Annotated in this window: 29 protein-coding genes and 1 tRNA gene; 16 read left to right on the top strand and 14 right to left on the bottom strand. The window is 60.2% G+C overall.

Annotation, left to right across the window (positions count from 1 at the left end; all coding sequences use genetic code 11):
- The first annotated feature begins 40 nt into the window (after positions 1-40).
- Both L6D82_RS26710 and L6D82_RS26705 read left to right on the top strand, forming a co-directional pair.
- Positions 41-658, top strand: a complete 618-nt coding sequence (locus tag L6D82_RS26710) for a TPM domain-containing protein (protein ID WP_085605448.1) — start codon at positions 41-43, stop codon at positions 656-658.
- A gap of 326 nt (positions 659-984) precedes the next feature.
- Positions 985-2217: a class I SAM-dependent methyltransferase gene (locus L6D82_RS26705; RefSeq protein ID WP_236191984.1), complete on the top strand. Its 1233-nt coding sequence runs from the start codon at positions 985-987 to the stop codon at positions 2215-2217.
- On the opposite strand, the gene L6D82_RS26700 is transcribed toward L6D82_RS26705, so the two are convergent.
- Positions 2207-3121, bottom strand: a complete 915-nt coding sequence (locus L6D82_RS26700; RefSeq protein ID WP_085747260.1) for a DMT family transporter — start codon at positions 3119-3121, stop codon at positions 2207-2209. The two genes, L6D82_RS26705 and L6D82_RS26700, sit on opposite strands and share 11 nt — an antisense overlap.
- 169 nt (positions 3122-3290) lie before the next feature.
- Between L6D82_RS26700 and L6D82_RS26695 the strand changes: the two genes are divergently transcribed.
- Both L6D82_RS26695 and L6D82_RS26690 read left to right on the top strand, forming a co-directional pair.
- Positions 3291-3872 carry a DJ-1/PfpI family protein gene (locus tag L6D82_RS26695; RefSeq protein ID WP_007957909.1) on the top strand — a complete coding sequence of 194 codons (582 nt, stop codon included), beginning with the start codon at positions 3291-3293 and terminating at the stop codon, positions 3870-3872.
- Positions 3873-3896: 24 nt separating this feature from the next.
- A complete protein-coding gene (locus L6D82_RS26690) occupies positions 3897-4241 on the top strand; it encodes a YegP family protein (protein ID WP_236191983.1) in 345 nt (114 codons plus the stop codon).
- 61 nt (positions 4242-4302) lie between these two features.
- Here L6D82_RS26690 and L6D82_RS26685 read toward each other — a convergent pair whose 3' ends face one another.
- Positions 4303-5184 carry a dihydrodipicolinate synthase family protein gene (locus L6D82_RS26685; RefSeq protein ID WP_236191982.1) on the bottom strand — a complete coding sequence of 294 codons (882 nt, stop codon included), beginning with the start codon at positions 5182-5184 and terminating at the stop codon, positions 4303-4305.
- A gap of 26 nt (positions 5185-5210) precedes the next feature.
- A complete protein-coding gene (locus L6D82_RS26680; RefSeq protein ID WP_007957912.1) occupies positions 5211-5993 on the bottom strand; it encodes an aldolase in 783 nt (260 codons plus the stop codon).
- A gap of 108 nt (positions 5994-6101) precedes the next feature.
- On the opposite strand from L6D82_RS26680, the gene L6D82_RS26675 reads away from it, so the two are divergent.
- Complete coding sequence (locus tag L6D82_RS26675; protein ID WP_236191981.1) at positions 6102-6647, top strand: helix-turn-helix domain-containing protein; 546 nt, start codon at positions 6102-6104, stop codon at positions 6645-6647.
- On the opposite strand, the gene L6D82_RS26670 is transcribed toward L6D82_RS26675, so the two are convergent.
- The gene (locus L6D82_RS26670) at positions 6648-7667 is read right to left on the bottom strand and encodes a DUF4917 family protein (RefSeq protein ID WP_236191980.1); all 1020 of its coding nucleotides are present in this window, start codon (positions 7665-7667) and stop codon (positions 6648-6650) included.
- Between the two features lie 155 nt (positions 7668-7822).
- Here L6D82_RS26670 and yiaY point away from each other — a divergent pair, with 155 nt between their 5' ends.
- Entirely contained in the window at positions 7823-8971 is a 1149-nt protein-coding gene (gene yiaY / locus L6D82_RS26665; RefSeq protein ID WP_102685897.1) for an L-threonine dehydrogenase, read from the top strand.
- Here yiaY and L6D82_RS26660 read toward each other — a convergent pair.
- From L6D82_RS26660 to L6D82_RS26650, 3 genes are all read right to left on the bottom strand, one after another.
- Positions 8968-10134 carry an MFS transporter gene (locus tag L6D82_RS26660; protein ID WP_236191979.1) on the bottom strand — a complete coding sequence of 389 codons (1167 nt, stop codon included), beginning with the start codon at positions 10132-10134 and terminating at the stop codon, positions 8968-8970. The two genes, yiaY and L6D82_RS26660, sit on opposite strands and share 4 nt — an antisense overlap.
- Positions 10135-10151: 17 nt before the next feature.
- Positions 10152-11387 carry an aminotransferase class I/II-fold pyridoxal phosphate-dependent enzyme gene (locus tag L6D82_RS26655; RefSeq protein WP_102717492.1) on the bottom strand — a complete coding sequence of 412 codons (1236 nt, stop codon included), beginning with the start codon at positions 11385-11387 and terminating at the stop codon, positions 10152-10154.
- 209 nt (positions 11388-11596) lie between these two features.
- Complete coding sequence (locus tag L6D82_RS26650) at positions 11597-12085, bottom strand: DMT family transporter (RefSeq protein ID WP_236191978.1); 489 nt, start codon at positions 12083-12085, stop codon at positions 11597-11599.
- Positions 12086-12163: 78 nt separating this feature from the next.
- On the opposite strand from L6D82_RS26650, the gene L6D82_RS26645 reads away from it, so the two are divergent.
- From L6D82_RS26645 to L6D82_RS26610, 8 genes are all read left to right on the top strand, one after another.
- Positions 12164-13075: a LysR family transcriptional regulator gene (locus tag L6D82_RS26645; RefSeq protein WP_176240489.1), complete on the top strand. Its 912-nt coding sequence runs from the start codon at positions 12164-12166 to the stop codon at positions 13073-13075.
- A gap of 21 nt (positions 13076-13096) precedes the next feature.
- Positions 13097-13834 carry a PA3715 family protein gene (locus L6D82_RS26640; RefSeq protein ID WP_102685902.1) on the top strand — a complete coding sequence of 246 codons (738 nt, stop codon included), beginning with the start codon at positions 13097-13099 and terminating at the stop codon, positions 13832-13834.
- A 35-nt stretch (positions 13835-13869) separates the two neighbouring features.
- Positions 13870-14592 carry a PA3715 family protein gene (locus L6D82_RS26635; protein WP_236191977.1) on the top strand — a complete coding sequence of 241 codons (723 nt, stop codon included), beginning with the start codon at positions 13870-13872 and terminating at the stop codon, positions 14590-14592.
- A 4-nt stretch (positions 14593-14596) separates the two neighbouring features.
- The gene (gene fos, locus L6D82_RS26630; RefSeq protein ID WP_236191976.1) at positions 14597-15013 is read left to right on the top strand and encodes a fosfomycin resistance glutathione transferase; all 417 of its coding nucleotides are present in this window, start codon (positions 14597-14599) and stop codon (positions 15011-15013) included.
- Between the two features lie 60 nt (positions 15014-15073).
- On the top strand, positions 15074-15712 hold the full coding sequence (locus L6D82_RS26625; protein ID WP_236191975.1) for a LysE family translocator: 639 nt from the start codon (positions 15074-15076) through the stop codon (positions 15710-15712).
- A 77-nt stretch (positions 15713-15789) separates the two neighbouring features.
- Complete coding sequence (locus L6D82_RS26620) at positions 15790-17139, top strand: sensor domain-containing protein (protein ID WP_236191974.1); 1350 nt, start codon at positions 15790-15792, stop codon at positions 17137-17139.
- A 118-nt stretch (positions 17140-17257) separates the two neighbouring features.
- On the top strand, positions 17258-17413 hold the full coding sequence (locus L6D82_RS26615) for a KGG domain-containing protein (RefSeq protein ID WP_077045875.1): 156 nt from the start codon (positions 17258-17260) through the stop codon (positions 17411-17413).
- 75 nt (positions 17414-17488) lie between these two features.
- Positions 17489-17989, top strand: coding sequence for a DUF4142 domain-containing protein (locus L6D82_RS26610; RefSeq protein WP_134022660.1), 501 nt, complete (start codon positions 17489-17491; stop codon positions 17987-17989).
- A gap of 48 nt (positions 17990-18037) precedes the next feature.
- On the opposite strand, the gene L6D82_RS26605 is transcribed toward L6D82_RS26610, so the two are convergent.
- Positions 18038-18448 (bottom strand): low affinity iron permease family protein, encoded by a 411-nt coding sequence (locus L6D82_RS26605; RefSeq protein ID WP_102685907.1) that lies wholly within the window; start codon positions 18446-18448, stop codon positions 18038-18040.
- A 216-nt stretch (positions 18449-18664) separates the two neighbouring features.
- Between L6D82_RS26605 and tam the strand changes: the two genes are divergently transcribed.
- Positions 18665-19435 carry a trans-aconitate 2-methyltransferase gene (gene tam / locus L6D82_RS26600; protein WP_236191973.1) on the top strand — a complete coding sequence of 257 codons (771 nt, stop codon included), beginning with the start codon at positions 18665-18667 and terminating at the stop codon, positions 19433-19435.
- Between the two features lie 39 nt (positions 19436-19474).
- Here tam and L6D82_RS26595 read toward each other — a convergent pair whose 3' ends face one another.
- A complete protein-coding gene (locus tag L6D82_RS26595) occupies positions 19475-20203 on the bottom strand; it encodes a class I SAM-dependent methyltransferase (RefSeq protein WP_236191972.1) in 729 nt (242 codons plus the stop codon).
- Positions 20204-20733: 530 nt separating this feature from the next.
- Here L6D82_RS26595 and L6D82_RS26590 point away from each other — a divergent pair.
- Positions 20734-21102, top strand: a complete 369-nt coding sequence (locus L6D82_RS26590; protein ID WP_236191971.1) for a DUF6124 family protein — start codon at positions 20734-20736, stop codon at positions 21100-21102.
- Between the two features lie 221 nt (positions 21103-21323).
- Here the strand turns inward: L6D82_RS26590 and L6D82_RS26585 are convergent, their stop codons facing one another.
- From L6D82_RS26585 to L6D82_RS26565, 5 genes are all read right to left on the bottom strand, one after another.
- Entirely contained in the window at positions 21324-21731 is a 408-nt protein-coding gene (locus L6D82_RS26585) for a type II toxin-antitoxin system HicB family antitoxin (protein ID WP_007957951.1), read from the bottom strand.
- 34 nt (positions 21732-21765) lie between these two features.
- A complete protein-coding gene (locus L6D82_RS26580) occupies positions 21766-21945 on the bottom strand; it encodes a type II toxin-antitoxin system HicA family toxin (protein WP_007957952.1) in 180 nt (59 codons plus the stop codon).
- Between the two features lie 223 nt (positions 21946-22168).
- The gene (locus tag L6D82_RS26575; protein WP_039772722.1) at positions 22169-22579 is read right to left on the bottom strand and encodes a PaaI family thioesterase; all 411 of its coding nucleotides are present in this window, start codon (positions 22577-22579) and stop codon (positions 22169-22171) included.
- Positions 22580-22867: 288 nt separating this feature from the next.
- Positions 22868-22941, bottom strand: a tRNA-Gly gene (locus L6D82_RS26570).
- A gap of 170 nt (positions 22942-23111) precedes the next feature.
- Entirely contained in the window at positions 23112-23996 is an 885-nt protein-coding gene (locus L6D82_RS26565; protein WP_102685948.1) for an alpha/beta fold hydrolase, read from the bottom strand.
- Positions 23997-24031 lie beyond the last annotated feature (35 nt).

The following is a 24031-nucleotide window of genomic DNA, read 5'->3' as shown; positions in this document are numbered from 1 at the left end:
GGCGGCTGGTGATAACAATAATGAGCAGGCACAACACGACATGGCATTACTGACTGAACACGAACAACGCAAGGTCGCCGAGGCCATCGCCCGGGTCGAGCGCGACACCGACGCCGAACTGGTGACGGTGCTCGCGGCCCGCGCCGACGACTACGCGTACATCCCGCTGCTATGGGCCAGTCTGCTGGCGCTGGTGGTGCCGGGGATCGTGCATTACCTGACCGGCTGGTTGACGATGCACAGCCTGTTGCTGGTGCAGTGGGTCAGTTTTGTCGTGCTGTGCCTGGTGTTTCGCCTGCCCAAGGTCACCACTCATCTGATCCCCCGCCACGTTCGGCACTGGCGCGCCTCGAACCTGGCGCGTCGGCAGTTTCTCGAACAGAACCTGCATCACACGGTGGGCAGCACCGGCATGCTGATTTTTGTCTGCGAGGCGGAGCGCTACGTGGAAATTCTGGTGGATGAAGGGATTTCCAAAAAGCTGGATAACAAGAGCTGGGACTCGATTGTCGCGGCGTTTACCGAGCAGGTACGGCAGGGGCAGACGTTGCAGGGCTTCGTCACTTGTATCGAGGCGTGCGGCGAGTTGCTCAAGGTGCATGTGCCAGTGACGCAGGTCAGGAATGAGTTGCCCAATCGCTTGGTGGTGTTGGGGTAGTTTCGGCAGTGTTGTAAGACTTGATATCGCAGCCCTCACCCCAGCCCTCCCGAAACGTCGGACCGCCCGGAGGGAGAGGGAGCCGATTGGGGGATATTGAGGAGATACACCGACTTGAACGATTGGCGTTGAATCCATAATCGACTCGATATTTCAGGTCGATGGATAGCGAAAGACATCTCGGTCGGCTCCCTCTCCCTCCGGGAGAGGGCTGGGGTGAGGGCCGCTTTTAAACGCCGTTCGGTAAATAAGAGCGTGTCCCCGACTCCCATCCCCCCTAAACTAGCGGCCATTCCCGATTTGCCCGTCCGAGGCCGCTTTTTCCCATGTCCGTTACCGCTCCTTCCGCATCTGCCAAACCGGCGTCCGATCACCACGCCCGGTTCATCGAGCTGCTGCAAACCAGCCTCGAACAGAATGGTTTCATCAAACTGGTGCTGGCCAAGTACGTCGGCGAAGAAGCGGATCTGCAGCGGATCATCATCAAACCGGTGACGGTCAAGGCGCAGCCGTGCCTGTCGTTCGTTTATCGCTACAAGACCCGCGACATCACCAAGAACCTGCCGCTGGACGAAGCGGTGGCGACGATTGCCGGGCTGCTGCCGGCGGCGTTCAAAAATGCGCATTTGCTGGCGTTGACTGACGAAGCCCAGCTCGAATACAGCAAAAAGGGCAAGAGCTCGCTGTTTATGAGCAAACCCCAGCAATTGCGCGAAGTGCCGTCCGCCGAGCACAACCGCGAGAAAAACCGCTTCCTCGATCTGAACCGGCCGTTCCTGAAGGATCTGGGCGTGACCAACGCCCAGCACGAGCTGATTCCGGCGATGTCGCGCAAGTGGAAGCAGATCAACAAGTTCATCGAAGTCTTCAGCCACGCGCTGACCTCGTCGCCGCTGGCTCTGGACAAACCGGTGCGGGTGGCGGATTTCGGTTCGGGCAAGGGTTACCTGACGTTCGCCATCCATGATTATTTGCGCAACACGTTGAAGGCCGAGGGCGAAGTGACCGGCGTCGAGTTGCGCGAAGAGATGGTCAATCTGTGCAACACCGCCGCCGCGAAGCTGGAACACCCAGGGCTGGTGTTCAAGTGCGGCGATGTGCGCAGCGTGGCGCCGAGCGAGCTGGACGTGATGATCGCCCTGCATGCCTGCGACATCGCCACCGACTACGCGATCCACACCGGCATCCGCTCCGGCGCCTCGATCATCATGTGCTCGCCGTGCTGCCACAAACAGATCCGCTTGCAGATCCAGAGCCCGGCGCTGCTCAAGCCGATGCTGCAATACGGCTTGCACCTGGGCCAGCAGGCGGAAATGGTTACCGACAGCCTGCGTGCGCTGTTCCTCGAAGCCTGCGGTTACGAGACCAAGGTGTTCGAGTTCATCTCGCTGGACCACACCAACAAGAACAAGATGATCCTCGCCGTGAAGCGCGCCGAGCCGGTGGACCCGACTCAGCTGCTGGTGAAGATTCAGGAATTGAAAGCGTTCTACCAGATCAGCGAGCACTGCCTCGAAACCCTGCTGCTCGCTGACGGTTTGCTGAAGCTCAAGGCTTGAGCTGAACCCCGGCCGGTAATGTGCCCGGTTGAGCCGGGCGCACCGCGGTCTTGCGCCCGAGCATCACCGTCGCGATCACGCCGCAGGCGAACAGCCAGGTGATCGGCTCCACGTGTTCGCCGAAGAACAGCGCGGAAAACGCGATGGTGAAGAAGATCTGCAGCAACTGGATCTGACTGACCCGGGCAATGCCACCCATGGCCAGCCCGGCGTACCAGGCGAAGAACCCCAAGAACTGCGAAAACAGCGCGACGTAGCCGAAGGCCCACCAGGTTTTCGCCGACACCGCGCCCTGATGCTGGAAAGCCAGATACAGCACCGGGCCGATCAGCAGCGGCGTCGACAGCACCAGCGCCCAGCAGATCACTTGCCAGCCGCCCATCTGGCGGGCAAGACGCCCGCCCTCGGCATAACCCAGACCGCCTACCGCGATCGCACCCAACATCAACAAATCCCCGGCCTGAATGCTGCCGGCGCCGGTGTACAACGCATAACCCAGCACCAGCGCACTGCCCAACGCGGCGCAGGCCCAGAAGGCTTTCGACGGGCGTTCATGGGACAGCCACGCGGCGTACAGCGCCACGCACAGCGGCTGCAAACCGTTGACCAGCGCGCCATGGGACGCCGGCAAGGTCTGCATGGCCCACGCCGACAGCACCGGGAAACCGAGAATCACCCCGGCAATCACCAGGCTCAGGCCTTTGACTTGCTTCCAGGTCGGCCACTTTTCCCGTCGCCACAACAACAGCGCCGCTGCCGGAATCGCCGCGAACAAGGCGCGGCCGAGGCCATTGAGCAGCGGGTGCAGTTCCTGCACCACGATGCGGGTGAAGGGCAGGGTAAGGCTGAAAATCACCACGCCGAGCAGGCCGAGGGCCATGCCGGTGTTTTCGCGCGAAGACATGAGGGCAACCAGATTCGAGGGTGGCAGGGAGGTGTCTTCATCTAGCCACAAACCACGGCAATCGGCCTGTTACAGCTGAGCGCAGAGTTATCCATACAGTTTGCGAACGCCATCGCGGTCCTTGGGCTACTGTGAATATTCCTGCGCATTCACCAGAGGAGTCCTGTCCATGGCCGCGAAAAAGATTCTGATGCTGGTCGGCGATTACGTCGAAGACTACGAAGTGATGGTGCCGTTCCAGGCCCTGCAAATGGTCGGTCACACCGTGCACGCCGTGTGCCCGGATAAAGCCGCCGGCAAGACCGTGCGCACCGCGATCCACGATTTCGAAGGCGACCAGACCTACAGCGAAAAGCCCGGTCACCAGTTCGCCCTGAACTTCGATTTCGCCAAGGTCGATGCCAAGGATTACGACGCACTGCTGGTGCCCGGTGGACGCGCTCCGGAATACCTGCGGCTGAACGAAAAAGTCCTCGAACTGGTGCGAGCTTTCGACAAGGCCGGCAAGCCAATTGCCGCTGTCTGTCACGGCGCGCAACTGCTGGCGGCAGCGGGGATTCTCGAAGGTCGCGAGTGCAGCGCCTATCCGGCCTGCGCCCCGGAAGTCCGGCTGGCCGGCGGCACCTACATCGACATCCCGGTCACGGACGGCCATGTCCAGGGCAACCTGGCCACCGCGCCCGCCTGGCCGGCGCACCCGAAATGGCTGGCCGGTTTCCTTGGTTTGCTTGGGACTAAAATCACCCTGTGACACCTCGAAAAGGAGAAAAACAGCATGTCCGGATGGTACGAAATCAGTAAAAGCAGCAACGGCCAGTACAGGTTCGTGCTGAAAGCGGCTAATGCAGAAACCATTCTGATCAGCGAGCTGTACACCACCCGCACGGCCGCCGAAAACGGCATTGCTTCGGTGCAGACCAACAGCCCGCTGGATGACCGCTACGAGAAAAAATCGACGAAGGACGGCCATCCTTACTTCAACCTCAAGGCGGCCAATCACCAGATCATCGGCAGCAGCGAATCCTATTCATCGGACGCGGCGTGTGCCAAAGGCATCGCCAGCGTCAAGACCAACGGGCCGTCCAAAGTGATCAAGGACAAGACACTGCCGGTGCTTTGAATCCAACACAAAACCCTGTGGGAGCAAGCTCGCTCCCACAGGGTTGGTGTGTACCTTGAAATCAGCTCAGGCTTTTGAGAATGGCCTGCAACTGATTACGCCCGGCCTCGCTCAGCGGGAACACCGGCAAGCGTGGATCGCCGACTTCCAGGTCGGTCAGTCGCAGACCGGCCTTGATCGTCGCCGGCAAACCGCCCTTGAGGATGAAGTCCAGCAGCGGCAACTGGCGGTAGAACAGCTCCCGCGCCTTGCCCAGATCCCCTGCCAGTGTGGCTTCGTACAAATCCAGGTTGAGCTGCGGGATCAGGTTCGGTGCCGCCGTGCACCAGCCTTTGGCCCCAGCAGCGAAGGCTTCCAGCGCCAGCGGGTTGCAGCCGTTGTAGAACGGCACCCGGCCTTCGCCGAGCAGTTGCAGCTTGTGCATGCGCTGGATGTCGCCGGTACTCTCCTTGACCGTGGTCACGTTTTCCACGCCGTTGACGATACGCAGGATCAGCTCCACCGACATGTCGGTGCCGCTGGTGGCCGGGTTGTTGTAGAGCATGATCGGCACGCCGATGCTGTCGCCGATGGCGCGGTAGTGGGCGAGGATTTCCGCCTCGGTCAGCTTCCAGTAGGACGTCGGCAGCACCATCACTACGTCGGCGCCATGGGCTTCGGCGAAACGGGCGCGGCGTACCGCTTTGGCGGTGGTCAGGTCGGACACGCTGACCACGGTCGGCACGCGCTTGGCGACGTGCTTGATGCTGAATTCGGCGACCTGGTCCCACTCCGCATCGCTCAGGTAGGCGCCCTCGCCGGTGCTGCCCAGTGGCGCAATGGCGTGGACGCCGTCGGCGATCAGCCGGTCGATGGAGCGGCCGAGGGCCGGCAGGTCAACGCCTTCGCCGTTGGCGCTGAAGGGGGTGATGGTGTAGCCGATGATGCCGTGAATGTTGGACATGAGAGTGCTCCGCAAGGATGAGGTGTTCAGTTCAGGCAATCGGCGTGCTGACGCAGGTTCTGCCGGGCGTAGTAGTTGAAGGCCGCGGCGTGGCGTTTCGGTTTCGATACCCAGTCATGCGCCTCGCGACCCAGCTCGGGGATGATCGGCTTGATCGTCCCGGCGGCCATCGCCAGCAATTGCAGCTTGGCGGCGCGCTCGATCAGTTGCGCGATGACACAGGCTTCCTCGATGGTCGTCCCGGTGGACAGCTGCCCGTGGTGGGAAAGCAGGATCGCCCGTTTGTCGCCCAAGGCCCCGGCAATCAACTCGCCTTCTTCGTTGCCCACCGGCACACCCGGCCAGCCTTCAAGGAACGCGCAATCGTCGTACAGCGGGCACAGGTCCATGTGGGAAATCTGCAGCGGCACTTCCAGCATCGACAGCGCGGCAATGTGCGTCGGGTGGGTGTGGATGATGCAGTTCACGTCCGGCCGGGCACGGTACACCCAGCTGTGGAAACGGTTGGCCGGGTTGGCCATGCCGTGGCCTTCGAGCACTTCCAGGTCTTCGTTGACCAGCAGCAGATTGCTCGCGGTGATTTCGTCGAAACCCAGGCCCAGTTGCTGAGTGTAGTAAGTGCCCGGCTGCGGGCCACGGGCGGTGATCTGCCCGGCGAGGCCCGAATCGTGGCCGTTCTCGAAGAGGATCCGGCAGGTCAGGGCCAGCTTTTGCCGGTCTGTCCACGTATTATCCGCCAGGCTTTTTTGCATCTGGGTCAGCGCTTGCTTGACCAGTTCGTCTTTGGGTAGTGCTAATGTCTTCGCCATATCCGTGTCCTGTGGTGGTTGCCATGGATGACACTTAAGAGGCTATATGACACTTTGTGTCATTGGCAAGGACAAATCGTCTTTCCTTTGCTGGATTAATCGCTTCGCATGTCTATCCGTTTGAAATTATTGAGAAAAAAACTTGGCGTAACCCTTGAGGCGCTGGCCGAGAAATCCGGCATGACCAAGAGTTACCTGTCGAAGGTCGAGCGCGGGTTGAACACGCCGTCGATTGCCGCCGCGCTGAAACTGGCCAAGGCGCTGAACGTGAAAGTCGAGGAGCTGTTCTCCGAAGACAACGTCAGCCTCGACAGCTACAGCCTGGTGCGCAGCCACGAACGCCAGTCGCTGGCGGCCAACGACCACAGCCCCGGCTACGCAGTGCTGGCCCATCAGGTCAGCGAGCGCAGCCTGCTGCCGTTCATCATTTACCCGCCGAGCGAATTCACTGACAAAACCTTCAAGGAACACTTGGGCGAGGAGTTTCTGTTCGTCCACGAAGGTCGAGTCGAAGTGGACTTCGTGAACGAACGGGTGCTGCTGGAGCGGGGCGATGCGCTGCACTTCAATGCGCAGAAACCCCATCGCATCCGCTCAGTGGGCGAGGTGCAGGCGCAGTTGCTGGTGGTGGTGCACAGCAGGGAGGAGGAGTGATCAGACCTCGACCGGCACCGACAGCTTCGGATTCCCCAGCGCATGGCTCTTGGAATCAAAGAACCGCAACTCGACGCCCGTGCCCTCGAACAGCTTCGCGTAGTGCCGCTTCTGGTGCTGGATGAACGCCGCGCTGCGCGGGTAGATCGAGATCGCCACGGTCTTCGGTTTCGCCAGACGCAGGGCGCGCACGAGGTGGCTGTCCTGTTCGCCCAGGGCGTGGCCGAAGATGCACAGGTTGTCACCGTGACCGAGTAACTGGTCGTAGCAGAACGACAGGTAATCGGAACTGCGGATGGTCTTGAGCTTGTCGGCGCTCGGCCCTTCGTTGACGAACAGCGGCACGTCGTCGAGCGTCTTGATCGTGTTGTTGATCGCGAAACTGCCGAGCAGCGTGCCCTCGGTGGCGGTCAGTTTGCGCGCGGTGCCGTCCTGATTGCGCACCAGATGCAGGCCGCCGTGCAGGTACAGCAGACGCGGTTTTTCAGTGCTGCTTTCGCACAAATCGAAACTCGCATCGGGGCCGTTGAACAGGTCGTCGATCACCTCGCCCTGATGTTGCAGGGCCCAGTAATTGAGCAAATCGTAATTGGTGGTGAACACCGTGCGATAGCTCGCCAGTTCACTGTTCAGGGTCGCCAAAGTCGAGGCTTCGATCAGCCGCCACGGGATGTGCACCGCGTGCACTGTGTTGATCAGCGCTTCCTTGATCGCGTAGTAGCGGTTGCGCGGCGCGGCCGAGCTGACGGCCAAAGCCTTGTTGACCCGGCTGGTGGTTTTCAGCGCGCCGAGCACCTGCTCGAAGCTGCGCGTCTGCATCGCGTCGAACACGCTCAGTTCCGACGGGCTCAGGGGCTTTTCTTCCACCGTGCGGGCGTTTTCGAACAGCGAGTCGTAGCCGAAATCGTCCCACACCGCGCGACTGGCGCCGTTGCCCAGCAGCAGACCGCTGAAGTCGGTGGTGGCGCGCAACGCGTTCCAGTCTTCGAGGGTGGCGTCGACATCCAGAAAATCGCTCATTGCAGGGCACGTCTCAAAACAAAGGGGCAGATGGACGGCGACTTTATCACGAGCGGGCATTGAGCCAGATCAACATCCGCCGTGACCGATCGGTCGATCCTTTGCGCACCCGCCGAATTGCAAGCGTCGATTCGGCCCCAGCCAGGAGACGCGCCATGAGCAGCACCTTTTTCATTCCCGCGGTAAACATCATGGGCAGCGGCTGCCTCGACGAAGCGATGAATGCGATCCGCAACTACGGTTTTCGCAAGGCGCTGATCGTCACCGACGCCGGTCTGGCCAGGGCTGGCGTGGCGACCATGATTGCCGAGAAACTGGCGATGCAGGACATCGATTCAGTGATCTTCGACGGCGCCAAACCGAACCCGAGCATCGCCAACGTCGAGGCCGGGCTGGCGCTGCTCAAGGACAGCCACTGTGATTTCGTGGTGTCCCTCGGTGGCGGCTCGCCCCACGACTGCGCCAAGGGCATCGCGTTGTGCGCCACCAACGGCGGGCAGATCCGTGACTACGAAGGCGTCGATCAATCGACCAAGCCACAACTGCCGCTGATCGCCATCAACACCACCGCCGGCACGGCCAGCGAAATGACCCGGTTCTGCATCATCACCGACGAAACCCGCCACGTGAAAATGGCCATCGTCGACCGCAACGTCACGCCGCTGCTGTCGGTCAACGACCCGGCGCTGATGGTCGCCATGCCGAAAGGCCTGACCGCCGCCACTGGCATGGACGCACTGACCCACGCGATCGAAGCCTACGTTTCCACCGCCGCCAACCCGATCACCGACGCCTGCGCGCTGAAGGCCATGACCCTGATCAGCAACAACCTGCGTCTGGCCGTGCGCGACGGCAGCGACCTGGCCGCGCGGGAAAACATGGCGTACGCGCAGTTCCTCGCGGGCATGGCGTTTAACAATGCGTCCCTCGGTTACGTGCATGCGATGGCGCACCAGTTGGGCGGTTTCTACGATCTGCCTCACGGGGTGTGCAACGCGGTGTTGTTGCCGCATGTGCAGACGTTCAACGCGCTGGTCTGCGCCGACCGCCTCACTGACGTGGCCCACGCCATGGGCGCCGATATTCGTGGTTTCAGTCCGGAAGAGGGCGCAAAAGCCGCGATTGATGCGATCCGTTGTTTGGCTAGAGACGTGGAGATTCCCGGCGGATTGCGTGATCTGGGCGCCAAGTGCACCGACATCCCGGTACTCGCCGCCAACGCCCTGAAAGACGCCTGCGGCTTCACCAATCCGCGGGCGGCGGATCAGCGGCAGATCGAGGAGATTTTCCGCAGCGCGTTTTAAGCGGGCTGGCGACCGGGCGTGAACCTCGTGCTGAGCACCGCGCCCAATGCAAGAACGCAGCACAGCATCGAAAGCGGCCATGCCTGCGGACTGGCGAGCAGGCTGGCCACCGCACCGATCAGTGCGGCCATCAATTGGTGGATGAAACCGCTCAGGGCCATCGCGTAAGCGCCGGCGATCGGCGCGCCATCGTTGGCCCGTGACAGGCTGATCGGATAGTTCAGCGACTGACCGAACACGGCGACGCAGTAAGGCAGCCAAAGCAGCCAGGCCATCGAGCTGGCCAACAGGCTGCCAGCCAGCATCACGCCAGTGCCGGCCATCACCAGCCCGACCCCCAGTGTCATCAACCGGTGCTGACCGGTACGCAGCACAAAGCGATTGACCGCCAGCGCCCCCAGAAAATATGCGGCGCTGATCGGCCAGCCCAGCAACCCATATTCAGTCGTCGACCAGTTGAACGGGCCTTGCAGAATCAACGGCACAGCGCTGTTGAACGCGATGATCACCCCATAACCCAGACCGCCCGCGAGCGCCGGCAGAAGAAACGCCCGATGGATCAGGATCGTTCGGTAGACCGCCCAAGGCGAAGCGGTTGTGGACGCTTCGACGAGTTTCGGAAAATTCAGGCGCGAGACAATCGCGGCCATCAACAGGCTGACCGCCCCCAGCAGATAAAAGATCGCCTGCCAGCCCAGCGTCACCTGAATGAGCGAACCGGCGTATTGCCCGATCCCCAGCGCGACAACGAACGAAATCGAAATCCACGACAGTGCCTTCGCCAGCAGATCGCCCCGGAAGCTGTCACGAATCAGCACCCGTGCCATCACCGAAATACCGCTGGCGCCGATCCCCTGAAGCAGTCGCAGCAACAGGAATGTCTCCAGTGTCGAGCCCAGCGGCAGCGCCAGATTCGCCAGACCATAAATCCCCAGCGCCGCCAGCAGCACCGGTTTGCGGCCGATGCGCTGGGCCAGACTGCCCCAGAGCAGCATCGGCAGCGCCATGCCGATCAGGTACAGCGACAAGCCCCAGGCCACCTGTGTTGCATCGACGTGCAAGTGCCCGGCGATCTGCGGTAACGCCGGCAGGTAGATGCTCATGCCCAACTGGGCGAGGAACACGGTGGAGCAGGTGATAAGCAGAATGAGGCCGGGGTTCATAAGTCGTCCGTGAAGGTTCAGCGGTGGCGATCGCTACCGTGAGTCATTAACAGGTCGGTGATCAAATCACAGAAGTGGTGGATCAGTGTCGATTCCATGTCGGCGCGCAGCGTAACGCGGATCGCGGCTTTGCCCTGGGCTACCACCGGGAAAAACACGGCGCTGGTGAAAAAACCGTGTTCGGCCAGTTCAATGGCGATTCGATTGGCCAGGGCGGCGTCGCCACAGTTGATCAAGCGGATGGCCATGGAGCTGCCGTGCTGTTCGGTGCTCAAGAGGCTGTCGAACAGGCGAATATTGGCCTGGAGCCGAACCTGCAAGGCCCTCAGTTCTGCACTGCGATGCAGCTCGATCGACGCGAGGCCCGCACCAATGGCCGCGCAATTGAGGCTTTGCGACCAGTTGCTCGGCCCGCCGTAACGCTGGATCAATGTCTTCTGCCGCTGATTGCCGAGCATCACCAGACCGCCGCTCGCCCCGAACGATTTGGCCAGCGAAGCGACGATCAGGCAGTCCTCTTCCAGTGCCGGCATTCTTGGCCGTACAAGGCCGGCACCGTTGCTGCCCACCGCCGACAATGCGTGGGAGTCGTCCAGATAAAGAAACAGGCCGTAACGTTCTTTCAGATACAGCAGGCCGTCCAGGTTGGCGACGCCGCCCATGCTGTAGGCACCGTCGGCGATATAGGCGACGGTTGTGTGGCGCTGGCACACCGATTCGAGAAAATCCATGTCGTTGTGAGGGCCGGTCAGTACCTGGGTTTCGTCGGCGCAACTGGCTTTCAGGTGATTCATCGAATAGTGGGCCAAGCGGTCGAACACCATCACCGGCGGACGGTTGTGCGTGAACACGCCACTGGCCAGCAGCGGCAGGATCCCGGCGCTCGCGGCGCTGCAGGACAGACTGCTCAGACACACCGCGCCAAACAATTGCGACAGCTCGTTTTCGTACTGATCGAGCAGTGCCAGCTTGCAGCGGTTTTTCGAATTGGCAACGCGCAGTGTCCCGGTTTCACGCAGCGCCGCGATGGCGCCTTCAAGCAGGGCAGGGTGGTGGTCGAGACCCAGATAGGAGGTGGTGCAGAAATGATGAAGTTGGCGCCCGTGCTGATCAAGCAAGTGATTGCAGCCTTTGACCTCGACGTTGAGTGCGGCGATTTTTCCGGCTTCGGCGGCCTCCCAATCGTGGTCTGCCAAAGCGATGACTTTGCGGTAATTGGAGAAAGTGTTGGCGGATTCCGTCAGGTGATTCATAGGCAGCTCTCCTTGAGCAGGGCAATCCATGGGGTGTTGCAAATTGTGTGTGTTGCCAGACTTTACAGAGAGCTATGCAAGGTCAGAATCGGCTGCGTCCGATAGCATTGACGGCTGTTGGAGATTTACTTGTAGGGCGAAGCCTTGCCGGGCTGTGAAGCGATGAAATGCCCGACAAGTCCGGTGCTAGAGAGCCTACGCTTGAACCCTTATCCAACGGCTGTGGCGCTCTTTTCCAGCGTCGGGGAGAACTGGATCAACGCCACTCCCGCCATCAACAACACCGCGCCGAACAGGCGCGGCAATGTCAGGTGCTTCTCCACCAGCCCGAACAGGCCGAAGTGATCCAGCAAGATTGACGTGATCATTTGCCCGGCCAAAGCCAGCGCCAGAAATCCCGAAGCCCCCAGCTTCGGCAGCAACACCACCGCCAATGCGACGAAGCACACCCCGAACGCGCCGCCGGTCCACATCCACAACGGCAGCTTGCCGGCGAGGGCCAGCGACGGCAACGGTAGGCGCAAGGCGACAATCACCGGCAACAGCACCAGCACGCTCACCACCAGCGAGGTCAGCGTCGCCCACAGCGGATGCCCCAACCCGCGCGCCAGATTGATGTTGATCGCACTCTGAAACGGCACCACCGCCCCGGCGAATACCGCCAACAGCAGCAATCCGACCCACTGCAACGTTCCCATGATCGTTCTCCGGCAAGGTTTTGCTGGACTCTAGGGTATTCGTCGCGCAGATTTAAATTCTGTTTTTGTATCCGGGACATGCACCTAATGAATGATCTGCGCCGTATCGATCTCAATCTGCTGGTGATCCTCGACGCCTTGCTCGGCGAGCAGCACGTGACCCGCGCTGCCGAGCGCCTGCACCTGAGCCAACCGGCAGTCAGCCACGCGTTGGCGCGTCTGCGCGACTTGCTGGGTGATCCGTTGCTGGTGCGTGCCGGTTCCGGGCTGGTGCCCACCGCGCGGGCGCTGGAGCTGGCGGCGCCGCTGGCCGAAACCCTGGCTCAGGTGCAATCGCTGCTGGCGCCGAACACCTTTGATCCTGCCAGCGCCCGTCGGACCTTTCGCCTCGCGATGTCGGACTACGGCGCGGCGCTCATCCTGCCCGGGCTGATTCGCACTCTGCGCGCGGAAGCGCCGGGCATCGACCTGCAAATCAGCCATGCCAGCCGCGAAGGCATGGTCGAAGGCCTGCTCAACGGCGACATCGACCTCGCCGCCGGCGTACTCCCCGAATTGCCCGGCGAACTGCGCAGCACGCCGCTGTTCGAAGAGCGCTACGTCTGCCTCCTGGATCGCCAGAGCCTTCCCGCCGGAGGTGTTCTCGACCTGCCAACCTATCTCTCCCGTCCCCATGTCTTACTGGAAATGCGCGGCAGCGGCACCCCGGAAATCGAACGCACCCTGACCGCCCTGCGCGAACGCCGTCGCGTCGCCATCAGCCTGCCGCACTGGAGCGTTGCGCCGCGGTTCATCAGCGGCACGGATCTGATCCTGACCGTGGCTTCGCGGGCGTTGAACGAGGTGGATGACGAATCGCTGATCGTCGTGCCGCCACCGTTTGAAATAGAGCCGTTCACGTTTGTATCGGCGTGGCACAAGCGGCGGGGCGGGGATCAGGCGTTGAACTGGTTGAATCGGCGAATTGAGCAGGGGATAGTGCGCGGCTGAAAAAACATCAAGGAGCGGGGCGTGACAGTGAAGTCTGGGGTTGTTGTGGGGCTGGCGCTTTGTGGGGCGCTGATGGCGGGGCAGGTGCTGGCTGATTGTGTGCCTGCGCCGGTGACGGGCGCGCGGGACTTTTCAGTGTGCAAGGCGTGGCCGGCCTTTCCAGGTTTGACGCTCAAGGCTGTCTCTAAATTTGAGCCGGATCCGGTATATGGCAAAACCGGTGATGTCGGCAGTTACGATCTTGCGCTCTCTGTTGTCTCGGTCGAGGATCCGGAGCCTCTGGCCACCTATCACAAGCCTTCTGCATTCCAGTCCGATGCGTTCGCGCTGGAAAATCTGGAGTTCGATACGGCGCGCTACAAATTGACCCCTGAAACTCGGGCCTTTGGTGTTCGGGTCGTCTTCAAAGGCTCCTCACGCGTCAATCCCATGGATGAGACTTCGCTGTCCCTTTACGTGAAAGAGGGCGACACATTACGGCCAGTGCTGGATCGGCTTGTGGTGTATGGCTACAACGGAGAGTGGGATGGAAATTGTGCGGGAGAACGCGCGAGCACCCTGCGCACGATCGAGATTGGAAAGACCAGTTCTCATGGTTACGCCGACCTGATCGTCAAATCGGTGACTACGGGTACTGTTGGCAAAGGTGATCCAGACACTTGTGATGAGAAAACCACAACCGGTAAACCTGTGCTGACAACCCTTCGCTACGACGGAAAATCTTACGTTTTGCCTAAAGGTTTCAAAGCCATCGAGTGATACAGAGCCAACGCGACTTATTTCAAGGAAGAACAATGCTCACCCCAACCCGACTTTTCATCGCTCTCGGCTTACTGGCCATCACCGCTCCAGCCCAGGCCCAGGTTTCCTGCGTCACCAAGGATTACAACGACCAGTCAATGGCACGCTGCAAGGCATGGCCGGCGTTCAAGGATCAGGCGATTGCCCTCAAATCCACCTACGTGCCAGATGCTGGTAGTGACGATGCCGGTGTGTTTGATCTGGATCTGGCGATCATCGATACCAGCAACTGGAAGACGCTGGCGACGTATGCGAAACCCGGTGCCTACAATTCCGATGCCATTCGTTTCACTGATCTGCTGGTCGATACCGCTCGCTATCGCCTGGCCCCGGATGTTCGCGCGTTCGGGCTGCGGTCAAAGTTCTCGCACAATTCAAGCGCCATCCCCTACGAAAAAACCGACCTGACACTCTATGTGCGCGAGGGTAATAAACTGCGCCCGGTACTTGATGGCCTGGTGGTCTACAAGAATAACGGTGAGTGGCTGGAAAACTGTGTGGGTGAAGGTCTGCAAATTCGCCGAACCGTGGAAATAGGCCCGGTCAGCCACAACGGCTATTCCGACCTGATCGTCACCTCAAGCGGCACGGCGATGAAAACCGTCAAGGCCGGCAAGGAATGCGTTTCTCAGGATTCCCCGCTGAAGAAAACCCAAATCACCCTGACCTACGACGGCAAGCAATACACCGTCCCCGAAAACCTCAGAGGTTACTGACCCGATGCTCACCGGCCTCAACCATCTGACCCTCGCCGTCACCGATCTGGATCGCAGCCTCGGGTTCTACCGCGACGTGCTGAAGCTGCGAGTCGAAGCCACGTGGGACGCCGGTGCCTATCTGTCGCTTCCGGGCCTCTGGTTGTGCCTGTCCCTAGACTCGAAGCGCCATCCCGAGCCCGCCGCCGACTACACCCACTACGCCTTCAGCCTTGGCGCAGTGGATTTCCCGCTGTTCGTGCAACAGCTTCGCGCCGCCAACGTGCAGGAATGGCGCGACAACCGCAGCGAAGGCGCGTCGTTCTACTTCCTCGACCCGGACGGGCACAAACTCGAAGCCCACGTCGGCGATCTCGCCTCGCGACTGGCCGCGTGTCGGCAAAAGCCTTATGCGGGGATGCGTTTTTTCAACGAGTCGTGAATATTCACAAACCGCTGGGATAGACTGGCGGCCACGTTTTCCGGGACTTGCAGGTTTTCCATGACTCCATCATTGCTAATGGCCGTGCTGGCTTCGGGTTTCATTTACGGCATCACGCCGGGGCCGGGTGTGCTGGCGGTGTTCGGCATCGGCGCCGCGCGCGGGCGGCGGGCCGGGGCGGGGTTTCTGTGCGGGCACCTGCTGGGCGATGTGATCTGGTGCAGCACGGCATTGATCGCGATTGTCGGCGCCCGGGAAATCGGCAGCACCGCGTTCGATGTACTCGGCGTACTCAGCGGCCTGTACCTGTTCTGGCTCGGCTGGCGTGCGGTACGGGCCAAGCGCAGCAACGTCGAGCAGCCCCAGGGCGTGGCGCGTCAGCCGTTCTGGCACGGCATCCTGTTCGGCCTGACCAACCCCAAGGCTTACCCGGTGGCGGTGGCGACCTTCACTGCGTTGTTGTCGAGCCGCGCCGAACTGCTCAACTGGTCGATGCTGCCGATGCTGATCGCTTTGAGTTTCCTCGGCGGATTGCTCGCCTACGCTATCCTCATTGGCATCGTCGGGGCGCGCCAGGTGCGTACGTTGTACCAGCGTCATGAACTGGCGATCACCCGATTGTGCGGGATCATGTTCATCGGTTTTGCCATCAACGCGCTGGTGCATGCGCTGCCAGGGCTGATACCGAACAAGGCTTGAAAACATTCGCTGGGATGCGAGGTCGAGGTCATGGATGGTTGAACAGTGCTGCATTGCCCGGACACCTTTTTTGAACCATGGAAAGCCGAAATTCCGCGCCGCTGGCGAGTTACATCGATCTGTTGCTGGACGCCGTTTGCGCGGTCGACAGGCAAGGTCGTTTCGTTTTTGTCAGCGCGGCCTGCGAGCGGATTCTCGGCTACACGCCTGACGAACTGATCGGCCAGTCGATGATTGACTACGTCTACCCGGCCGACCGTGAGCGCACCCTGGCCGCCGCGAGCGACATCATGGGCGGCGAGCCCAAGCACAATTTCGAAAACCGCTACGTGCGCAAGGACGGCAGCGTCGTGCACATCCTGTGGTCGGCGCGCTGGTCGGAAGTCGATCAACTGCGCATCGCCGTGGCCCGTGACATCACCGAGCGCAAACTCGCCGAATCCCGTCAGGCGGCGTTGTACGCGATCTCTGAAGCGGCCCATGCGGCGGAGGATCTGCTGGCGCTGTTCAAGCGCATCCATATGATTATTGGCGAATGGCTGCCGGCGCTGAATTTCTCGGTGGCGCTGTACGACGAACACTGCGCGCAGCTGAATTTTCCCTATCACGTCGACGATGACGAGTTGCAACCGGAGCAACCCGGCACCGTCACCGGACGCCTGTGTGCGGAAGTGATCCGCAGCCGCCAGCCAATCCTCCTGACCCCGGATTGCCCTCACGCGCCGCCGGAGTTCGCCGCGCTGGTGGCCGGCCAGCAATCGCCGTGCTGGCTCGGCGTGCCGCTGAGTTCGAAAGACCGCACCATCGGCGCGCTGATCGTCAAAAGCCTGGCCGGTGGCGAGCGCTACACCGAACGCGACAAGGAACTGCTGCAATACGTCTGCGCCCAGGTCGCCACCGCCATTGAACGCCAGCAACTGCACGCCCGCCTGCGGCGCATGGCGCAATACGATCAACTGACCCAGTTGCCCAACCGCGAACTGCTGCGGGATCGGCTAAAGGCTGCGCTGAACCATGCGCGGGAACGGGCTGGGCACATGGCGCTGCTATACGTCGATCTGGATCGTTTCAAACAGGTCAACGACACCTTTGGCCATGGGGTCGGCGACATGCTGTTGCAGGCGGTGGCCAACCGGCTCAAGGGCTGCGTGCGCGAGACCGACACCGTGGCGCGGATCGGCGGCGACGAGTTCGTGGTGCTGTTGCACAGCGTCCACGCCGCCGACGATGCCGACAGTGTCGCGGAAAAAATCCGACAGGTACTGGTGCAACCCATGCGCCTGGACGGGCACAACCTGCACATCGAACCGAGCATCGGCGTGGCCCGTTATCCCGAGCATGGTGATGAGGAACAGCAACTGTTTCGTCACGCCGATCAAGTGATGTACGCCGCCAAACGGCAGAATCATAAAAGGCTGGACAGCTGATCGGCGGGTCACCGTTCGTCGCGGCGACGGCAACTTTTCTAAACCTTTGTCAGTCAGGAAATTCTCAATCTAGGCGGGCACCTGCTCGCTTACGATCAATGCCAAGAGGTAGAGAATCATGCCTAACTCAAGAAACTCGAACTCGGGAAACTTCGCCAACGATCGAACGAAGGCGTCTGAAGCCGGTCGCAAAGGTGGGAAAACCACCACCACGACTGTCGACAAAGAGCCAAAAACCGACATGGGCCGCAAGCCTGCTCAGAAATCGAAGTAGTCGGCGAAGGTTGTTTTGATTGAGAGGCGGGGGCGCAAGCTCCCGCTTGAATCTGCACAGAAGGAGGGCGCGACCATGAGCCGGATGGCCACCCGAGTACGCCACATCAGTTTTGTCAGCCTGCTGGGGTTGTTCGCCAGCAGCGCTTTTGCCCAGTCGCCCGCCGACTTCATCAACGAGGCCTCGGCCAAAGGCATGGCCGACATCGAGGCCAGTCGTCTGGCGCACAGCAAGGCTGAATCCAAAGAGGTCAAGGATTACACCATCGTCGTCATCAACGACCGCACCACCGCCAACCAGCACCTGGCGAAAATCGCCAAGAAACTGGATCTCCCGGTGGCGCCACGCGAAGAAGTCGCCGACAAGGCCAAAGCGTTGATGCCGGAAGTCAAAGAAGGCGCCAGCTTCGATCAGGCCTACGCCGCCAGCCAGGTCAAAGCCACGGAAGAGGCCATTCAGCAGATCCAGCAGGAAGCCCAGACCACCGACGTGCCCGAGATCAAGGCGTTTGCCGACGAGACCCTGCCGAAACTGCAGAGTCATCTGGAAATGGCCAAGGCCCTGGCCAGTCGCTAAATCCGCAGCAATAAAAAAACGGCGCTCATGGCGCCGTTTTTGCGTTCTTCAACAGTCGTTCAGATCCTGTTTCGGCTTGCTCTTGTCCCCAAGGCCTTCCAGGTCGAACACCTCGTTCTCGCCCATCGCCCGGTAATGCCGGCGCAGCGCTTCCAGCTGCTTGAGATCCAGCGACTCCAGCCCGAGCATCGCGTTCTGCGCCTCCTTGTTCACCCGCAGCAACTCATCGAGTTTCAAATGAATGATGTCGGTGTCGCGGTTCTGGGTGTTCTGAATCAGGAACACCATCAGGAACGTGATGATCGTGGTCGAGGTGTTGATGATCAGTTGCCAGGTGTCGTTGTAATCGAAAATCGGCCCGCTCAATCCCCAGAGCCCGATCAGAATCAAAGCCCCCATGAACGTCTTGGGGCTGCCGGCCCAGAGCGCCAGCGTTTGCGAAATCTTTGCGAATTTCATGGCCGTGTTCCTTGTTGGGGGGAGCTTGAAATTCAGACATCGGGGGTGGGCGGAAAATTCTACTTACAGTTTTCTGAGTCCCTGTGGGCACGGCCGAAAACAGCGTTCCCGGCGATATCGGACCTACGTAGGGGAGGGCAGATAAACACGATCGCTGTATCGTGACGGCAGCCGCTTTTCCACGTTTCGCCAGAACGTCCACGACAGGAGAACGCAATGACCTGGTCCGCCAAGCAATACGTCACTTTCGAAGATGAACGCACCCGCCCGGCCCGCGACTTGCTGGCGGCGATTCCCACGCCCGAGGCACGTTCTGTGGTCGATATCGGATGTGGCCCCGGCAATTCGACCGAGTTGTTGGTGGAGCGTTTTCCGGGGGCGAAAGTGCAGGGGCTCGACAGTTCGCCGGACATGATCGACGCCGCGCGCAAGCGTCTGCCGCAGTTGCAGTTCGCGGTGGCGGACATCGATAAATGGGCCGATGAAGGGCCGTTCGATGTGATCTTCGCCAACGCGGTTTTGCAGTGGGTGCCGGATCACGCGACGTTGCTGCCGGCGCTGGCGGGCAAGCTGGCGCAGGGCGGCAGTCTGGCGATTCAGATGCCGGACAACCTCAACGAGCCGTCCCATCGGTTGATGCGCGAAGTCGCGGCCAACGGGCCTTGGGCCGACAAACTGGCGGGCGCGGCGGGGCAGCGGACCGAGATGGCGGATGCCAGTGCTTATTTTTCGATGCTGCGTCCGCATTGCGCGCGGGTCGATGTGTGGCGCACCACCTATCACCATCAGTTGGCGGGCGGGGCTTCAGGCGTTGTCGAGTGGTTCAAGGGCAGCGGTCTGATTCCGTTCCTCAGTCCGCTGACTGAAGCGGAGCGGGCTGAGTATCTGGCGCACTATCTGGCGGAGGTTGCAAAGGCTTATCCGGCGCTGGCGGATGGTTCGGTGTTGTTGCCGTTTCCGCGGTTGTTCATTGTCGCCACACGTTGAAATGAAAAAGGGCCGATTTGATCGGCCCTTTTTTTGCGGTCAGCGCTGTACGGCGACCAGCATCATCATCGGCCGCTCACGCTCTTCAGCGAGCGCCGGTTGCGCGGCCACTTCGGCATCGCTCGGGCCCCATTCATTGACGTGTTGAATCGTGAACCCGGCGTCGATCAACGCGTTGAGCAGCGTGCCGACCGTACGATGCTGCTTGATCACGCCATCGGCCAGCCAGTTGGTCACCCGCTCGCCCTCCATTTGATAACTGTCCAGCGGCCAGCGCTTGTGGCCCTCGCTGTCGATCAGCCAGCCCGGATTGCGCGGCGCCATGAAGATCGGGTGCTCGATGGAAAACACAAAATGCGCACCGGGTTTAAGCGCCGTATGCAGTTTGGCAAACAGCCCAGAGAGATCCTTGATGTAGTGCAGGGCCAGTGAGCTGTAGGCCAGATCGTAAGTGCACGCAGGCAAATCGAGGTGTTCCAGGTCGGCACGTTCGTAGCTGATGTTCGCGGCCGAGGTGGTTTCCTTCGCCCGTTCGAGCATTTTCTCCGAGACATCCAGCCCCAGTACGTCGGCCGCGCCCTGTTCGCTGGCCCAGCGGCAGAACCAGCCGTAGCCGCAGCCCAGATCCACTACCTGCAAACCGTGCAGGGATGGCAGCAGGGCTTTCAACGCGGGCCATTCCGGCGCGGCATCGAGGCCACCGATGGAGCGGTTCATCTGGCTGTAGCCCTGGAAAAACTCGGGGTCGTCGTAGATGTTCTGGGTCATGGGTTTGCTGCTCTTTTGAATTTGATTTGGGTGGCTCGGAGGCCACGGATTTGAATCCCTCGAAACGTGAAGGCGCGTATTCGTCGATGGCCGCGCAGTGGGAGGGTGGTGGGCGATGGGGAAATGCTAGCGGGTCGTGGCGAGTGTGAGAACCGGGGGAGTGTTGGGGATCTGTAAACGCGGTTTTTCGATTCGGGATGTTTAAAGAGTGGGTTCCGTTTACTGATCCTTCCCACAAGGTTTTCAGGTTGTCCGTCGGAAGTGCGGACTCTAGCCTGTGAGGGTCGCTGATGAATCGGCGATCGGGATTGGAACCCCGGCGACTTCCCAAAAAAGCAAAAGCAGCTTTCATGACGTATGCTTGCCCGCCTTCATGGTGTGCACTCTTGTTATGGCGGCTGTGCGCGAGAGACTTCGAGTCTGTCGGGTTTTTGGCTTTTTTCGCCCGGGTTCCAACTCGCGTACAGCTGCCACCTCTTCGATTGGAACCGAGTAGGTCAGCTCCACCTATCGACTAGAAAGAAGCCATTATGAAGAAGCCAACCCCGAATCCCCCAGAAGTCGAAACCGACCCAACGTCCCCCTACAGCTCAATCGACTGCAGAAAACTCCACGACGCCGCCAACCGCGCCCTCGATCATTACCTCTGCCCCGGCGCCCATGTCATGGGCACGACCAAACAACCCGAACCGATGTACTTCGCCAACCCGGCCTACGACACCGAATCCCTGCTGGCCAACGCCAGCGAGTCCCTGGGCTCGGCATCCGAGATGCTCAACAACTTCGCCGCCACCCTCGACCCCACCCACCGCAGAACCGCGATAGGCATTGCGCAGTTGGTGATGCTGGGGGAATTGGCGGTGAATCAGGCGCTGGATCATGTTGAGGTGAAAGGCTGATGCTTTGTTTTGGTGAAAAGGCTGAGCCGGATAAGAGCAAAATATAGTGAAACCTAACGGTATATAGGGACACCCGTTATACGTCGGTAGATTTATGTAGAAACAAGCAATTGTGAAGCTGTCTTAAATCCCGGCGTCGCTGAATCGAACAAGTAACTACGCCGATGCGACGTTTCAGCGGGCAAGAAAAAACCGGTCTTCAAGACCGGTTTTTATTCGCTTCAACGTTGCTGCAAAACCTTGAGCGCCGCCGAGGCCAGGAATCCGGAGCGGCTTTTCTCTTCCGGATGGTGCAACACGTATTCATCGATACGGTTGAGCAAATAGCCGGGCAATGTGATGTTGAGTTTCTGAGCTTTGCCCAGGTATTTGGTCACATCGATATCAACCACCGCCCACGTGCAGCCAGCGTATTTGGGGTTGGCTGCATGCAGTGTGACCTTGTTGGCCGGCGGGATGGGCGAGCCGTCTTCGGCCAGAATCTCGAAATGGCCTTCGATGGCTTCGCGGGCCATCGCCATCGCGTCATCCAGATCATCTCCAGCGGAGAAGCAGCCCGGAATATCCGGCACCTCCACTCCCCAGGCATGTCCTTCATCACCCACTGAAATCGCGATCGGGTAAAGCATGTGTCGTCCTCCACGGCGCAATTGACCTGATGAGTCAGAGCAGCGCCTGCTGCAAAATACTGATGGCCGTTTTCTTGAGCAGATCCTTCTTCGGGTGAGGCACTGTGACCAGACCAGGTTTGGTCGGATGCTTGAAGTGATGATGACTGCCCCTGACCCGCACCAGATACCAACCGTCTGCGACGAGCTGGCCAATTAGAAAACGGCTATTCACAACACCTCCCTGTGGTGTGCTTGGTGGGTACTATACCCACGATTTTTTATCGATCAACACTATAACCACCGAGCGGTCATCGTCCTTTGGTGGGGCTGGTGTTCGCGAAGGAGTCTAGGCGGGAATACTTCAGCGGAATGGGGAGTGTATTGCGGGCCGTTGCTGCGAAATGAAACGGGCACAAAAAACCGGTCATCAAGACCGGTTGGATGCAGGGGGGATACTACTGCGGCACCGCGAACACCGCACTGGCACGGGCAACCATTCGATCACCGACATGCAACCCAACAGTGGCAAACGCCAGCTGCCGTCCTTTTTTGGAGTGCTCAACGCGTACCTCAAGCCACTCATTGATCTGCACCGCGCTGAGATAGTCCAGGGTCATACTCGCCGTGATCAATGGCAGGGGAGGGTCGCTGGAGAATGCCATGGCGTAACCCATGCCGACATCCGCCAAAGTCGCCAATACACCGCCATGCAACGTGCCCCGTCCGTTGGCATGTCGTGAGTCTGTCCGCAGACCGATTTCAAGTTGCAAGCCACTGCCTCTGGTATAGATCGGGCCAAGCAAGTCGAGCAGCGGACTGCTGCGGGTCAGCGGAGTGAAGCCCTCGGGGATAGCGGTGTCGTTCATGGTCGATCCCTCTTCCGGTTGGTTACCAGCTTATTTAGCCTGGATACGGAGCGTAGCTTAGAGGGTTTAATCCTGATTTCGCCGTCGGAGAAGGATCATGCGTATGGGGAATTTGCAGCGATAAGCTGATCACGATAGAGCATTAGGGGCAGGGTTGTTTCGACGGTAGCGATCTTTGGATTTACTAATGAAAACTCAAATCCCGGACACAAAAAAACCGGCCATCAAGGCCGGTTTTTTCTGTTTGCTCATCCCCCGTCAAACCACGACGCAGGACATAAATTCGATTGGAGCGGGTGAAGGGAATCGAACCCTCGTTATCAGCTTGGGAAGCTGGAGTAATGCCATTATACGACACCCGCTCAGAGCGGCTGACTTTGTACCAGACTCGGCCACGGATTTGAAGTTTTCTTTGCACGCGAACTACGGAAAGTCTTGAAACAGAGCCGAAATCGGTCAATCGCGGGCAAGCGCTGCGGGCTGGAGGACGGCTTAATCTCAGCCCCGCAGGCTTGCTCGCGACGACACTGTTTCAAATGGCCAATGCATGGTGATCCTGGACAAACTGGTAACGCGTTCGGCTGGCCTGTTGCGCCGGTTTCAGGAAACCGAGCAGGGCGTTCTGGCTGTCCCGGCAGGCCGATTTGTGTTCCATGTCGAGGAAGTGCCCGGTGGCCTGCAGGGTGGTGAAGGTGCTCTGCGCCACGTGGCTGCCGAACAGGCGCGCATCCTCAGCGGCGGTGTACTCGTCCCATTCGCCGTTCATGAACAGCACCGGCACGTTGATTTTCTTCGCCGCGTTCAGATAGCACTGACGGTCGCTGTGCAGCACGTCGTTGATGTGGAAATGCATCTGCCCGTATTCGTGCTCGGCCAGGCTGCTGACGTGGCGATAGTTGAAGCGCTTGAACAGCGACGGCAGGTGTTTGCCGATGGTGTCGTTGACGAGGTGGCCGACCCGATCGCCGTCGCGTTTGCCGAGGCATTCGACGCCGCGTTCGAGGTAATCGAGCATGTGCGCGTTGATTACTGGCGAGAACGAGCTGATCACGGCTTTTTCGATGCGCCGAGGCTGATGCGCGAGGGCGACCATGGTCGCAGCGCCACCCCAGGAGAACGACAGCACGTGTTCGGCCGCGAAGTGATCGATCAGCTCCAGCAGGATCAGACCTTCGACTTCTTTCGTCAGATGTTTCTCGTGGCGGTTGTGGACTTTCGACTTGCCCGCGTAGGGCTGGTCGTAGCAGACCACGTTGAATTGCGGGTGCAGATTTTTCACGGTTTGTGCAAACGACGCAGTCGTGGCCATCGAGCCGTTGACCAGGATGATGGTCTTTTCTGCGGCGTCTGCGCGATAGAACTCCGTGTAAACCCGATACTGACCCTGTATATCCAGCACAGCGATTTCTGGCCTCATGTCATAAGACTCCTGGCAAGCAAGCGGGTATGCGC

This window comes from Pseudomonas paraglycinae (assembly GCF_021601625.1).
Classification (GTDB): domain Bacteria; phylum Pseudomonadota; class Gammaproteobacteria; order Pseudomonadales; family Pseudomonadaceae; genus Aquipseudomonas; species Aquipseudomonas paraglycinae.
The sequence above is the reverse complement of the archived record's forward strand: the minus strand, read 5'-3'. Positions and strand labels throughout refer to the sequence as shown.